The organism is Arthrobacter sp. PvP023 (genome assembly GCF_017832975.1).
Classification (GTDB): domain Bacteria; phylum Actinomycetota; class Actinomycetes; order Actinomycetales; family Micrococcaceae; genus Arthrobacter.
In genome coordinates this window covers 680,112-694,323 of the sequence record NZ_JAFIBI010000001.1, presented here as the reverse complement: position 1 = coordinate 694,323, position 14,212 = coordinate 680,112, and the positions used below count along the sequence as shown (strand labels likewise).

Below are 14,212 nucleotides of genomic sequence, written 5' to 3'. Positions count from 1 at the left end.
CCCGGAGCTGTCAAGAACAACAGCGCGCTCCCGCCCGCGGTCACTCAGTGGGGCGGGGCCGCCACACCACCACGGCCTGGGAGCGGGCGCGGGGACGCTGGCCACGGGCCAGGCTCACCACGTCGCCGGCTGCTCCGGCCGCGAAAATGCGCGAATCCAGCGGGCTGCGGCGGCGGCCGAGTTCCTCGGTCAGTTCGGTCACCCGGCGCTGCAGTGCAGCCACTTGGTTTTCCAGCTGGAGGATGCGTTTGATGCCCTCCAGCGACACCCCTTCGTGGGAGAGCCGCTGCACCTCGCGAAGCACATTGACGTCCCGCTGGGAGTACCGCCGGGATTTGCCGGGCGCGCGGCTGGGCGAGACGATGCCCAGGCGGTCATACTGCCGCAACGTCTGCGGGTGCATGTCCGCCAGCTCCGCAGCCACAGAGATCACGAAGATCGGCTGATCGAAATCAATGTCCATGGCCGGCTCCTCCCGCTAGTCCCAGTCCGTGCACGTGCTTTTCCTAGAGGCGTGCCTTGGCTGCCAGTCCCGCCCGCACGTCCTGGCCGTCGGTGGCCGCGGCGAACGCCTTCACGGCTTCCTCCGCTTCCTTGGTCAGCTTCTGCGGAACCACGACGTCGATAGTCACCAGCAGGTCGCCGGTGGCCTTCGCGTGCTTCACCCCGCGGCCCTTGACGCGCAGCGTCCGGCCGGACGGCGTCCCTGCCGGGACACGGACCTTGACCTTCTCGCCGTCGATCGTGGGTACTTCAATGTCGGCACCCAGCGCAGCTTCCGGGAAGGTGACCGGAACATGGATGCGGAGATTGTCGCCGTCGCGCGTGTAGAAGTCATGGCCCTTGACGTTGACGGTGACCATCAGGTCGCCGTTGCCCGCCGGGCCGTACTGTCCTTTGCCGCGCACGCGGACCTTCTGCCCGTCCTTGATCCCGGCCGGGACTCGGACGTCGATCACATCGCCGTCCGGCTCGCGCAGGCCGATGGTGGTGCCGCGGATGGAACCGGCGAAGGAAATGGTGGTGGTGGCAGTACGGTCGGCGCCCTTCTGCGGGGCGCGCTGGAACCCGGCACCGGAACCGGGTCCGCCGAACTGTCCGCCAAAGAGGTCGGCGAACTCTGGCGGAATGCCGCCGGAGGTGCTGTAGCCCCCGGAGTGGCGTCCGCCGCCGCCGGTGAAGAGGCCGCCGAAGAGGTCCTCGAAGCCCGCACCGCCAGCTGCACCGCCCCCGCCGCCCGGAGCGAACCGCGCACCGCCGCCCATGGCGCGGATGGCATCATACTGCTGGCGCTCATCCGGATCCGAGAGCACGGAGTACGCCTCGGAGATGTCCTTGAACTTCTTCTCCGACGCAACATTCCCCGCATTGGTGTCCGGGTGGTGCTGCCGCGCAAGCTTCCGGTAAGCCTTCTTGATATCGGCGTCGGAAGCGTCCTTGGCGACTCCAAGGATCTTGTAGAAGTCCTTGTCGACCCAGTCCTGGCTAGCCAATGGCGTTTCCTTTCAAAAGTACAAAAAAGCGTTAAGGCGAGATTACCGCTGAGCGACGAACGGATGAGGGGGCGGGGCCCCCTCATCCGTCTGTCGTTGGTTACTACGCCGGAACTGCGACGATAACCTGTGCCGCGCGGAGGACCCGCTCGCCGGACTTGTAGCCGGAGCGCAGAACCTGGCTGACGGTGTCGATTTCGACATCCTGGCCGGGCTGCTGGATGAGGGCCTCGTGGATCGTGGGATCGAACTCCACGCCGGTCTCATCGATGCGCACCAGGCCGTAGGTCTTCAGCGCGCTCTCCAGCTTGGCGGCGATCGCGGCGAACGGGCCGTCGGCCAGGTCGCCGTGCTGGCGGGCGGCGTCGACGTCGTCCAGCACCGGAAGCAGCGAGTTCAGGACGCCGATGACGGCCATCTCCCCTGCCACGGCACGGTCGCGTTCCACGCGCTTGCGGTAGTTGACGTATTCGGCCTGCAGGCGGCGGAGATCGTTCCTGAGTTCCTCCGCCTCCTCGGCGCCTACGCCCTGGGCCACCGATTCCTCGGCCGGAACCTCAACGCTGTTGAGGATGTCCTCGGCCTGGGACAGTGCGTCCCCGGAACCGGTGTTCCCCGCGGGTGCGTGTTCCTGGTCAGGGTGGCGGGCCTGGCCGGTCTTCGGATCAACCTTGCGGTTGTCGTGGATCACCGGTTTCTGCGGCTCGTTCTCCTGGCGCTCGTCTTCCCGGCTGTCGCGCTCGTGCTGCTGGCTTGCGGAAGAGTTGTGCTCTTCCTCGTTACCGTGATGCGGCATGATTACTTCTTCTCGTCTTCGTCAACGATCTCGGCGTCGACAATGTCCTCATCGGAAGCAGAGCCAGCCTTGGCACCTTCGGAGCCCGCGGCACCCTCTGCGCCTGCGGTACCCGTGGCACCGTCCGGCGAACCGGCCTGTGCGTAGATGGCTTCGCCGAGCTTGCTCTGGGAAGCCTGCAGCTTCTCAAACGCGGTCTTCACGGCGGCGTCATCGGTGCCTTCGAGGGCCTTCTTGAGGGCGTCGACGTCGGCCTGGACCTCGGTCTTGACCTCTTCAGGCAGCTTGTCGGCGTTGTCCGCGATCAGCTTGTCCACGGAGTAGGCGAGCTGCTCGGCGGTGTTGCGGGTGTCGGTTGCCTCGCGGCGGGCCTTGTCCTCGGCTGCGTGCTCCTCGGCATCCTTGACCATGCGGTCAATGTCTTCCTTGGAGAGCGCGGTGCCGCCGGTGATGGTCATGGACTGTTCCTTGCCGGTGCCCTTGTCCTTCGCCGAGACGTGGACGATGCCGTTGGCGTCGATGTCGAAGGTGACCTCGACCTGCGGGACACCCCGCGGAGCCGGAGCGATGCCGGTCAGCTCGAACGTGCCCAGCGGCTTGTTGTCGCGGGTGAACTCGCGCTCGCCCTGGAAGACCTGGATGGCCACGGACGGCTGGTTGTCGTCAGCCGTGGTGAAGGTCTCGGACCGCTTGGTGGGGATGGCCGTGTTGCGCTCGATCAGGTGCGTCATGACACCGCCCTTGGTTTCGATGCCGAGGGACAGCGGGGTGACGTCGATCAGCAGCACGTCCTTGCGCTCGCCCTTCAGGACACCGGCCTGCAGCGCGGCGCCGACGGCGACGACCTCATCCGGGTTGACGCCCTTGTTGGGCTCCTTGCCGCCGGCGAGTTCCTTGACGAGCTCGTACACGGCGGGCATGCGGGTGGAACCGCCCACGAGCACGATGTGGTCGATCTCGGAGAGCTTGATGCCGGCTTCCTTGATGACGTCCTGGAACGGCTTCTTGGTGCGGTCCAGGAGGTCCTTGGTGAGGTCCTGGAACTTGGCACGGGTCAGCTGCTCGTCCAGGTGGACCGGGCCGTCGGGGGTGACGGAGAGGTACTGGAGGGAGACATTGGTGCTCGTGGAGGAGGACAGCTCCTTCTTGGCCTGCTCGGCGGCTTCACGGAGGCGCTGCAGGGCGATCTTGTCCTTGGAGAGGTCGATGCCCTTGACCTTGAGCTGGTTCAGCAGGTAGTTGACTACGCGCTGGTCCCAGTCGTCGCCGCCGAGGTGGTTGTCACCGGCGGTGGAGCGCACCTGGATGGTGGAGAAGTTGTCTTCGTCCTTGCCGACTTCCAGCAGGGAGACATCGAAGGTTCCGCCGCCGAGGTCGAAGACGAGGATGAGTTCATCTTCCTTGCCCTTGTCCAGGCCGTAGGCCAGGGCCGCAGCAGTGGGCTCGTTGACAATGCGGAGGACGTTGAGGCCTGCGATTTCGCCGGCTTCCTTGGTGGCCTGGCGCTGCGCGTCGTTGAAGTACGCGGGAACGGTGACCACGGCGTCGGTGACCTTTTCGCCGAGGTAGGACTCGGCGTCGTTCTTCAGCTTCATCAGGATGCGCGCGGAGATTTCCTGCGCGGTGTACTTCTTGTCATCGATGGCGACGTTCCAGTCAGTGCCCATGTGGCGCTTGACGGAGGCGATGGTGCGATCGATGTTGTTGACGGCCTGGCGCTTGGCGATCTCGCCGACCAGGACTTCGCCGGACTTGGAGAACGCAACGACGGACGGCGTGGTGCGGCCACCCTCGGCGTTGGCAATAACGGTGGGCTCGCCACCTTCGAGAACGGAGACGACGGAGTTAGTGGTTCCGAGGTCGATACCTACTGCACGTGACATGTGTTGCTTCCTTCTTTCCTTGGAAACGCTGGTCGAGATTCAGGCACGCCCACTGATTGAGCGATCTACACTCAACTCTACTCAGGGCGGGATTTAAGTCAATCCAAAGTTGAGTCAACTAGGCTCAACTCACTGGATCGCCAGCTGGATGTGGGAGTACAAGGAGCACTGCTAGGGTCGAAAATGCGCGGATTTCCGCCGGATATTGCGGCGGCATGGCTGAGGTTTCGCTGTGCGTGAAACCGGCGGCCGGGGTCAGCCGGCCGCCGGTCAGGGCTGTCAGGGAATGTCGCCGGTCTCCTCGGCAGTATCCGCCGGGCCGGCAGTACCGGGGGGCGGACCGGCAGTGCCGGCTTTGCCGTAGTCGCCGTCCGGGTACTCGGCTTCCTCCAGAGTCACCAGGTTCTCCCCGGCCGTGCCGGCCTTGCCGTAGTCGCCGGCTTCGTACTCGCCTTCCACGGCGCCGGCAGGTTCCTCGACTTCCCCGGCGGTTCCGTAATCGCCTTCGGGATATTCGCCGTCGCCGGTTGCAGCTTCGGCCTCATGCGCAAGCCCGGCCTTGCCGTAGTCGCCGTCGACGTACTGGCCACTGTCACCTTCGGCTGCAGGCCCCGGTTCGGTGCTGCGCTGTTGTCCCGCTTCGTTTTCGCTGTTCTGTGGTTTTTCGCTGTTCTGTGGCTTTTCGCTGTTCTGTGGCTTTTCACTGTTCTCTGACACTGACGGTTCCCTCCTGGAAGCATCGGGCGCCCGGACGGGTGCAGGGGCAGTCTATCCATCCGCCCGGCGCTCCAACAGGGGGAACTCAGTTGCGCACGACCTCCAGTTCGATTGCCGCCCAGGACAGCGCGGGCAGGCTCGCGCGGACTTCACCGCCGGCAGCCTTGACACCTTCGAGCGGGGTGAGGCCCACGGCATGGGGGTTGTCCTGCGTGTTGGTAATGAACCGGTCCGCGCCGTCGGGTATCCGCAGCACGTCGGCCCGGACCACCTTCCGGGCATCGAAGCCGCGGAGGACCACCTCGACGTCGGCGGCTTCCTCCAGCCCGCGGTTGGCGAGGAACAAGGCGATGCGCCCGGTTTCCTCGTTCCAGGTGGCGCTGACGTCCACCAGGTCGGCGTCGCCGAATTTTGCGTTGCTGTACTTGTCGGAGTCGACCGCGAGCCGCAGGATCTGCCCGTGCGCCAGCTCGGCCATGCGGGCGAACGGATGGAAGATGGTCTGTTTCCACGCCGGGCCGTTTTCTTCGCTGAGGATGGGGGCAATCACGTTGATCAGCTGCGCCTGGTTGGCGATCTTGACCCGGTCACCGTGCCGGAGCAGGGAATTCAGGAAGGTCCCGACGACCACCGCGTCTGTCACGTTGTATTTGTCCTCAATGACGCGGGGGTGCTCGCGCCAGCCGTGCCTGCCCACTTCGGCGGGGCTGTCGGCATCGCCGGGACGGGTGTACCAGACGTTCCATTCGTCGAAGGAGAGGTTGATGTGTTTTTTGTGCTTGCCCTTGGCCCGGACGGCGTCCGCGGTGGCGATCACGGATTCGATGAAGTAGTCCATGTCCACGGCACTGGCCAGGAAACTGCCGGCGTCGCCGTCGTGCTCCTGGTAGTAGGCGTGCAGCGAGACGTAGTCCACCTGCTCGTAAGCGTGGGTCAGGACGGTCTGTTCCCAGGCGCCGAAGGTGGGCATGCCCGAGTTGGAGCTGCCGCAGGCCACGAGTTCGATGTCCGGGTCCACGAAGCGCATGGCCTTGGCGGCTTCCTGCGCCAGCCTGCCGTATTCCTCCGCAGTTTTGTGCCCGATCTGCCAGGGACCGTCCATCTCGTTGCCCAGGCACCACAGCTTGATGTTGAACGGATCCTCATGGCCGTTCTTGCGGCGCAGGTCGGACAGCCGTGTGCCGGACGGAATGTTGGCGTATTCCACGAGTTCGCGGGCGGCATCCACGCCGCGGGTGCCGAGGTTGACCGCTTCCATGACCTCCACCCCGGCTTCACGGGACCAGTCCACGAATTCGTGCAGGCCGAAGGCGTTCGTTTCCAGCGTGTGCCAGGCGCCGTCGAGCCGGCGCGGCCGCTCCGCCACGGGTCCGACGCCGTCCTCCCAGTTGTAGCCGGAGACGAAGTTGCCGCCGGGATACCGGACCACCGTGGCGCCGAGCTCCTTGACGAGGTCCAGGACGTCGCGGCGGAAGCCGCGCTCGTCGGCCCGGGGATGGCCCGGTTCGTAGATGCCTGTGTAGACACAGCGGCCCATGTGTTCGACAAAGGATCCGAAGATGCGGCGGGGAACGTCACCTACGGTGAAGTCGCGGTCAATGGTGATGCGTGCGCGGGACATTTTTTACTCCAGTCCTGGTGAGGGTTGGTGGGTGTTGCAGCGGTCGGACGGGGTGCCGGGACTAGGTGCCGGCGAGGCCGGTGGTGGCCACGCCCCTAATGATCTGGCGCTGGAAGAACAGGAACACCACGATCAGCGGCAGCGCAGCCAGCAGCGCGGACGCCATGTTCTGGGCGTACTGGATGCCGTAGGCGCTCTTGATGGTCTGCAGGCCCACCGGCAGGGTGAGCAGCGAGCTCTCGTTGGTGGCGATGAACGGCCAGAGGAAGTTGTTCCAGGCCCCGATGAACACGAAGATGGCCACGGCGGCCAGGATGGGCCGGGACAGCGGCAGCACGATCGTGGTGAAGATCCGCAGCCTTCCGGCGCCGTCCATCAGCGCCGCCTCCTCGAGCTCCCGCGGGATCTGGTCAAAGAACTTCTTGAGCACGAACACCATCGGCGAGTGGATCACCTGCGGCAGGATCAGCGCCCAGTACGTGTCGATCAGGTTCAGCGACTGCATCTGCTGGAACAGCGGGATGATGAGGACCGGCGGCGGAATGATGATGGAGGCCACGATCACTCCCATCAGCATCCTCTTGCCGCGGAAATCGATCCGCGAAATGGCGTAGGCCACGGACGCGGAAATCACCAGCGTGATGGCGGTGATCGCCGCGGACGTGAATAGCGAGTTGAGCGTCCAGGTGGGAATGTTGCCGCTCTGCAGCACTTTGGCAAAGGCATCGAGCGTGAAGCCCGACGCCGGTATCCAGCTGATGGGGGTTGACGCGGCATCCGTTTCGCTCTTCAGCGCGGTAGCTGTTGCCCAGGCAAAGGGCACCAGCCACGCTACCGCGAGGACCGACACGATGACGGTGGCCAGGATGCGGGACAGCGGCGTCTTCGGGCGCCTGTTTGGCGCCGCCCCGGCGGACCCCTTGGGCTGGAGTGCAGGCTTGGAAAGTGTGGTGGTGGCCATGGCTAGGCGCTCCTTTTCCGTGTAATGAAGACCTGGGCCAGCGCAATGACCAGGATCAGGCCGAAGAAGATGTAGGAAATGGCTGCCGAATAGCCCAGCCGGTAGCCCGTGAATCCGGCCTCGAAGACGTACTGGACGATGGAACGGGTCGCCCCGCCCGGCCCGCCCTCGGTCATCTGGTAAATCTGGTCAAAGACCTTCAGGGACGCGAGGATCTGCAGGATGACGATCATCACCGTGGTGGGGCCCAGCTGGGGAAGGCTGATGGAGAAGAACTGGCGCCAGCCGCCGGCGCCGTCGAGCGAGGCGGCCTCGTAGTGCTGCTGCGGGATGTTCTGCAGCGCCGCCAGGTACAGCAGGAAGTTGAAGCCCACGGTCCACCACACGGTCGCAATCACGATGGCCCACATCGCCACGGCTGGATCGTTCAGCCAGGCCACGGGCGGTATCCCCAGCTTGGCGAGCAGATCATTGAAGAGGCCGAGCTCCGGGTTGTACATCCAGGCGAAGAAGAGCGACACCACGGTGGAGGCCAGCAGGAACGGGGAAAAGAAGGAGAGCCGCCACAGCCACTGCGCCGGCAGGCCCATGTTGACGATTGCTGCCAGCGCCAGGGCGATGACCACGAGGGGCACGGTGCTGATCAGCGTGAAGTACAGGGTGTTCCCCAGCGAGCGCCACATGTCCGAGTCGGCGAACGCCTCGGTGTAGTTGGCCAGGCCGATGAACCCGCTGTTGGCCCCGGTGAGGGACTTACCGGTGAGGCTCATGACGGCGCCGGAAATCATGGGCCAGACCAGGAACATCAGGAAGAAGACGAGGAACGGGGCAGAGAAAGCCCAGCCGTGGATATTGTCACGCCTGGATCGCTGGGATCTCGCGGCGGGCGCTATGGTGCGGGCGGTGCTCATGGGGACTCCTTTGTCACAGGCGGGTTGGTGCTCAAACGGGGTTCGGCTGCCGCGCCGGGTCTGGTGCTCACACCGGGTTCGGCATCGCGAGAACCGTGTTAATGCGCTTCATGAAGGCATCCCAGCCGTCCGCGGCCTTGTCCCGTCCAAGGAACACGTTCTGGACGTTTTCGGCGAAATAGCCCTGGAAGTCTGACCCGGAACCGGTGAACCAGGCTTCGGGGTCGTAGTTGATGATGTCTGCTGCGTGCGCGTAGTCCGCCTGCGGGGTCAGCGCTGCGTACTCCTTGGACTTCACCACCGGCTGGTAGGCCGGAATATGGCCGGCCTCCGCCCAGCTCAGGGAGCCCTTCAGCATCGACGCGACGAACTGGTACACGCCGCGGCGTTTGGTCTCGTCCAGCGTGACCTGGTGCGGGAGCACGAACGAGTGGGAGTCGGCAAAGGCCGCCGGCGTTCCGAAAAGGGTGGGAATGGTGCTGGCACCGAGCGGAACGCCTGCTGTCTTCATGGTGGGCAACTCCCAGACGCCGGTGAAAAGTAGCCCCGAACCCTGGCTGGCGAACTCCGCGATGGCCGTGCCGCCGTCGCCGCTTTTGGTGGAAATGGTGTTGTCCAGCAGTGACGTGATGAATTCCAGGCAGTCGATGGCCACGTCCCGCTCCACCTGCGCCGGCTTGCCGGGATCCAGGACGAAGTCAGCGCCGTGCTGGCGGTAGAGGGTATAGAACAGGCGCCACATCTGCGCGCCGTCGCCCAGGTACCCGTAGGAGAGCCCGTGTTTGCCGGTGACCCGCTGCAGTTCGCGGCTGACCTCGAGGAACTGCGACGGCGAGGAGATCCCGGCCAGCCGGCCGTCCTTTCCCAGCACTCCGGCCTTGTCGGCCAGCTCGGTGTTATAGAGCATCACGAACGGGTGCGAGTCCAGCGCCAGTGAAAATACCTGGCCATTGAACTGGCTCTTCTCCCAGATTCTCGGGCCGAAGTCCTCCGGACGCACGCCGAACTCGGCCAAAAGGTCCAGGTCCCAGGCGTCCAGCAGTCCGCCGGGAGCGTAGCCGGGCACACGGGCCGCATGCATCACGGCCACCTCCGGCGGCCGACCGCCCGCGGAGGCCATGGCCAGTTTCGTGTAATACGGCGCACCCCACGCGAGCACGGTGGGTTTGATCCTGAAGTCAGGGTGGTCCGCGTTGACTTTGTCGATCATGGCCATCATTTTGATGCCGTCCCCGCCGGAGAGCAGGTGCCAGAACCGGATATCGTTAGCCGCCGCCTGGGCCGCGCCCCCGCAGCCAGTCAGGCTCGCGCCGAGCGAAAGGCTGCCTGCGAGCACACCGCCTCCGAGCAGCAATTGCCTGCGTGTCATCTGCATCGGGCGTGAATCAACTTGCTTCACCGTCACTCCTTTGGACGTAGCCGTTGGAAAAGATCGCCGGCCGCCCGGGCTCCTGCGGCCCGGCTGAGCCGGGCCGGGCCTGGCGGCTGTGGGCTGAGACACACTTTATATCGTTGTAAATTGAGATACAAGGAAAATTTGTTAGCGCTCACAAAGTGGTAGCTGCCACTCTGCTGCCGCCCGATGCGGCAGCTTCTATTCGAGCCCGGCGATGCTGGCCAGCACCTGCAGGTGATGTTCGAACAGCGCGTCCTTGGCAGAGAAGGTTCCCTCGCCGTACTGGCCGAATACTTCGAAGCTGATGGCCCCGAAAAGGGACGTCCACACCAGCGCCCCGCGTGCCAGCAGACCGTCCGGAAGCCCCAGGCCCCGCCCTTCGCGGATCACCTTCAAGTCGGCAGCCAGAGCCGGCGGCACCGTGGCCGGAGGCGCCACAGCTGCGGGCCCGTCCGCCTCAAGGGCGCCGGCCTGCCACGCGCCGTCGAGGACGGCCATCAGGCTGTAGATCACCCGGGTCCCCGGTTCCGTGGTGCGCTCCGCCGGGGCCCGGTAGCCGGGCACCGGGCTGCCGAAGAGCAGGGCGTAGCGGGCGGGCTCACGGAGGGCCCACGCGCGGACAGCGCGTCCCAGCGCCCGGAAGCGCCCGGAAAAGTCACCCTCCGCAACGCGGCCGACGGCGGCATCCACTTCGTCGCCCAGCTCGCCATACGCGTCGATCAGCAGCAAGGTGAGGAGTTCGTCCCGGCTTTGCACGTACCGGTACACGGCGGAGGACACCACGCCCAGGTCCCTGGCCACAGCCCGAAGCGACAGCGCAGCCGCTCCGTGGACGGCCAGGTGTTCCCTGCCGAGGCGGACGATATCGGCCACGGTTTGCGCCCGGGCGCGCTCCCGCGGCGTGCGAAGTGGCGGGGTGGCGGCATCGGTAGCTGGCATGGCTCCAGCATTCCATGGCTCAGAGCAGTGTCAACAATAGAGAGCGGTGCTCTTGACATGAACTTCCTGACGGGCCATTCTTATTTTCGAGAGCACTGCTCTCAGAAGCTGGGCGCTCAAGCAAGCGCAGACTGAGATTTCCAAGGAAAGAGAATCCAATGCCCGAACTCTATGTAGTGACCGGCGCCGGCCCCGTTGGCTGGACCGTGGCGGAGCAGCTTGCCAGCCAGGGGAAGCGGGTGCGGGTCCTGACGCGCTCCGGCAGCGGCCCGGATCACGCCCTCATCGAGAGAATGTCCCTGGACGTCTCCAACCCTGCGCTGCTCGGCGGGGCCTTCGCCGGGGCGTCCGCCGTCTTTCACTGCATCCACGGCTCCGCCTACACTGCGGCGGCGTGGATGCGGGAACTTCCGGCGGCGGAAGAAACCGTACTGGCGGCTGCCGGCGAGGCGGGCGCCGTCGTCGTATTTCCTGAGAGCCTTTACTCCTATAGCCGGCCCGGCGAGGTCATGGCGGAGGACAGCCCGCGGGAGGCCCAGGGCGGAAAGCGCGGTGTCCGGACAGCCCTGCTCAAGGCGCGCGCGGCGTCCCCCACCAACACCGTCAGTGTAGTGGCGGGCGATTTCTTCGGGCCTCGGGTGCGGACCTCCCACGCCGGCGAACGCATTGTCCCGGCGGTGCTGGCCGGAAAAAGGCTGCTGGTGATCGGCAGCGCGGACCAGCCGCACGCCTTCACCTATGTGCCGGACCTTGCCGCCGCCATGATCCGTACCGCGCAGACGCCGTCCCTGTGGAACCGGGTGTGGCACGCACCCACGGGACCGGCCGTCACGCAGCGCCAGCTGGCAGCGGCCTTCGCGGAAGCCGGCGGGGCGCCGGCACCCAAAATGGGTGCGGTGCCCGGCTGGCTCCTCAGGGCCATGGGACGCTTCTCCTCCGACACCCGGGAGCTGGCCGAGATGCTCTACCAGTTCGAGCGGCCGTTCGTGATGGACTCGCGGGTGAGCGAGGCCGGCCTGGGCCTGCATCCGACTCCGCTGCCGGAAGCCGCGGCGGCAACGGTGGCGTGGTGGCGGGCCCAGGCGTGACGCCGCAGCGCGACTACCTGCGCCCGGCGCCCTCCAGGTCGGTCTCCAGGCTGCCCTCGTCGCCGCGCGAGCCGGCGAGCGCGCGTTCGTCTTCCTCCAGCCGCCCCGGCTTGCTCGGCCACCAGATCCGCCGGCCCAGATCGTAGGAAAGCGCCGGGACCAGCAGCGAACGGACCAGTACGGTGTCCAGCAGGACGCCGAAGGCCACGATAAAGGCGAGCTGGACCAGGAACATGATGGGGATGACGCCCAGCGCCGCAAAGGTCGCGGCGAGGACCACGCCCGCGGACGTAATGACGCCGCCCGTCACTCCGAGGCCCCTCAGGATTCCGGGCCTGGTTCCGTGCTTGAGTGATTCCTCCCGGACCCGGCTCATCAGGAAGATGTTGTAGTCCACGCCCAGGGCCACCAGGAACACGAAGCCGAACAGCGGCACCGTGGCATCGGCGCCCGGGAACCCGAAGATGTTGTTGAACACGAGTGCCGATACGCCCATGGCGGCGGCGTAGGAAAGAACCACCGAGGCCACCAGCAGGACCGGGGCCAGCACCGAGCGCAGCAGCAGAATGAGGATCACCAGGATGACGGCGAGCACCACGGGGATGATGACCACCAGGTCGCGCTGGGCAGTGGTGTTGGTGTCCAGGGCCGTGGCGGTCACGCCGCCCACCAGCGCGCCGGCGTCGATCTTCTTGAGGTCTTCCCGGAGCTTCACCACGACGTTCTCGGCGTCACTGGAATCGGCCGCGTAGTTCAGCGTTGCATTGATCAGCACCTTCCCCTCGCGGACATCGGGCGCGCTCGGGGCACCCGGGGCGCCTGTGATCGGAACACTTCCTTCACCCAGGAGGTAGGCGTCGCCGACGCCGTCAGTCGCCCTGGTCTTGTCCAGCACCTCCTGCGCCTTCGCTTCGTCGGCGACAATCACCGCGGGACTGCCGGAGCCGGCGTCGAAATGGCGCGCCAGGGCGCCCTGGCCGTCCACCGCGTTGGAGGCGGTGAGGATGACGTCGGTTTGGGACACACCGTTGGCTTTGAGCTGCAGGATGCCTGCGGACGCCACCAGGAGAAGCAGCACGGAGGCAACCCAGACAGTCCGTGGCCGGCGGGACACGAGGGAACCGGTAGCGCGCCACAGCCCCTTCTGGCCCTCAAGGCCGGTGACGAACTGAGGTTCACGTTCGGCCTCGGGCACCAGCTTGGGCCGGAACGGCCAGAAGGCCGTACGGCCCAGCAACGCCATCAAGGCAGGGAGCAGCGTGAGGGCTGCAAAGAGCGAACACAGGATGCCGGCTGCCGCCACCGGCCCAAGGGCCTTGTTGGAGTTGAGATCGGAAAACAGCAGGCACAGCAGGGCGATGATCACGGTGGCGCCGGAGGCGAGGATGGGCTCGAAAGAGGCCTTCCATGCCGTAAGGACGGCGGCGGTGCGGTTGGTGGTGTGGGTCAGCGCCTCGCGGAATCTGGCCACATACAACAGCGCGTAGTCCGTTGCAGCACCGATGACCAGGATGGAGAGGATGCCCTGGCTTTGGCCGTTCAGCTGGATCCAGCCGAGCTTGGCCATCCCGAAAACCAGCAGGATGGCTGCACAGAGCGCAAACACTGAAGTGAAGAGCACGGCAATCGGCAGCAGCAAGGAGCGGTAGACAATTAAGAGGATGACAAAGACGGCCCCAAGGGCCACGAGCAGCAGGATGCCGTCAATTCCGGCAAAGGCGCTCACCAGGTCAGCGGTCAGTCCCGCGGGGCCGGTCACGAAGGTCTGCGTTCCTTCCGGGGCCGATGCCTTGACCTCGTCCCGGAGCTCCTGGACGATCTCCTTGACCTCGCCCGAGGATGAAATGGGCACCAGGAACTGAACCGCTTTCCCGTCCTCCGACGGGATGGGCCCGATGACCGCGCCGCCTGCTTGCAACTCCTCAAGCTTGGCCTTGAGGGCGGCAGCCTCACCCAGCTGGGCAGGCGTAAGAGCGGAATCGTTTTCAATGACGATGACAGCCGGGATCTCGTCCGAGTCCCTGAACTTGGCCTGCCAGTCCTGGGCCTCCGTGGCTTCCGCACCGGAGGGCAGGAACGAGGCCTGGTCGTTCGAGGACACTTCCTCCAACCGGCCGAACGTGGGGCCGCCAACACCGGCGATGGCCAGCCAGGTAAGCACAAGCAGGACGGGCACCAGCCATCGCAGCCAGAACGGGACGCGCTCCCGGGAGCGGGGTTTGGGTTTCATGGTTCCTTCTGGAGGTCGTGGACGGAGTAGAGTTGATTCCAGCATAGATTATCTCCGCTGTGGAGATAAGTGCCAGACTAGCTTGTTTTGAAGATCTCCTCCCTGACGGGGATGACCGCCCGGCCCTGAGGCAACGTCAGGCTGACGGATCATCGGGCTGAAGTAAGATCCTCAGGA

General features: G+C 65.6%; 12 protein-coding genes. 1 reads left to right on the top strand and 11 read right to left on the bottom strand.

Annotated elements, in window-relative coordinates; genetic code table 11:
* Positions 1-40: 40 nt before the first annotated feature.
* From JOE31_RS03260 to JOE31_RS03215, 10 genes are all read right to left on the bottom strand, one after another.
* Positions 41-463, bottom strand: a complete 423-nt coding sequence (locus JOE31_RS03260) for a heat shock protein transcriptional repressor HspR (RefSeq protein ID WP_209742113.1) — start codon at positions 461-463, stop codon at positions 41-43.
* 43 nt (positions 464-506) lie between these two features.
* A complete protein-coding gene (locus JOE31_RS03255; RefSeq protein WP_209742112.1) occupies positions 507-1,493 on the bottom strand; it encodes a DnaJ C-terminal domain-containing protein in 987 nt (328 codons plus the stop codon).
* Between the two features lie 103 nt (positions 1,494-1,596).
* Complete coding sequence (locus JOE31_RS03250; protein ID WP_209742111.1) at positions 1,597-2,289, bottom strand: nucleotide exchange factor GrpE; 693 nt, start codon at positions 2,287-2,289, stop codon at positions 1,597-1,599.
* 2 nt (positions 2,290-2,291) lie between these two features.
* Positions 2,292-4,172, bottom strand: a complete 1,881-nt coding sequence (gene dnaK / locus JOE31_RS03245; RefSeq protein ID WP_209742110.1) for a molecular chaperone DnaK — start codon at positions 4,170-4,172, stop codon at positions 2,292-2,294.
* Positions 4,173-4,451: 279 nt separating this feature from the next.
* Complete coding sequence (locus JOE31_RS03240) at positions 4,452-4,889, bottom strand: hypothetical protein (protein ID WP_209742109.1); 438 nt, start codon at positions 4,887-4,889, stop codon at positions 4,452-4,454.
* 85 nt (positions 4,890-4,974) lie between these two features.
* Positions 4,975-6,510: an alpha-N-arabinofuranosidase gene (locus JOE31_RS03235; RefSeq protein ID WP_209742108.1), complete on the bottom strand. Its 1,536-nt coding sequence runs from the start codon at positions 6,508-6,510 to the stop codon at positions 4,975-4,977.
* 61 nt (positions 6,511-6,571) lie between these two features.
* Complete coding sequence (locus JOE31_RS03230) at positions 6,572-7,471, bottom strand: carbohydrate ABC transporter permease (protein ID WP_209742107.1); 900 nt, start codon at positions 7,469-7,471, stop codon at positions 6,572-6,574.
* 2 nt (positions 7,472-7,473) lie between these two features.
* Entirely contained in the window at positions 7,474-8,382 is a 909-nt protein-coding gene (locus JOE31_RS03225; protein WP_209742106.1) for a carbohydrate ABC transporter permease, read from the bottom strand.
* A gap of 67 nt (positions 8,383-8,449) precedes the next feature.
* On the bottom strand, positions 8,450-9,781 hold the full coding sequence (locus tag JOE31_RS03220) for an extracellular solute-binding protein (protein WP_307864360.1): 1,332 nt from the start codon (positions 9,779-9,781) through the stop codon (positions 8,450-8,452).
* Positions 9,782-9,976: 195 nt separating this feature from the next.
* Positions 9,977-10,717 (bottom strand): TetR/AcrR family transcriptional regulator, encoded by a 741-nt coding sequence (locus JOE31_RS03215; RefSeq protein ID WP_209742105.1) that lies wholly within the window; start codon positions 10,715-10,717, stop codon positions 9,977-9,979.
* Positions 10,718-10,875: 158 nt separating this feature from the next.
* On the opposite strand from JOE31_RS03215, the gene JOE31_RS03210 reads away from it, so the two are divergent.
* Positions 10,876-11,805 (top strand): NAD-dependent epimerase/dehydratase family protein, encoded by a 930-nt coding sequence (locus tag JOE31_RS03210; protein ID WP_209742104.1) that lies wholly within the window; start codon positions 10,876-10,878, stop codon positions 11,803-11,805.
* Positions 11,806-11,818: 13 nt separating this feature from the next.
* On the opposite strand, the gene JOE31_RS03205 is transcribed toward JOE31_RS03210, so the two are convergent.
* The gene (locus tag JOE31_RS03205; RefSeq protein WP_245198938.1) at positions 11,819-14,035 is read right to left on the bottom strand and encodes an efflux RND transporter permease subunit; all 2,217 of its coding nucleotides are present in this window, start codon (positions 14,033-14,035) and stop codon (positions 11,819-11,821) included.
* Positions 14,036-14,212: the final 177 nt, after the last annotated feature.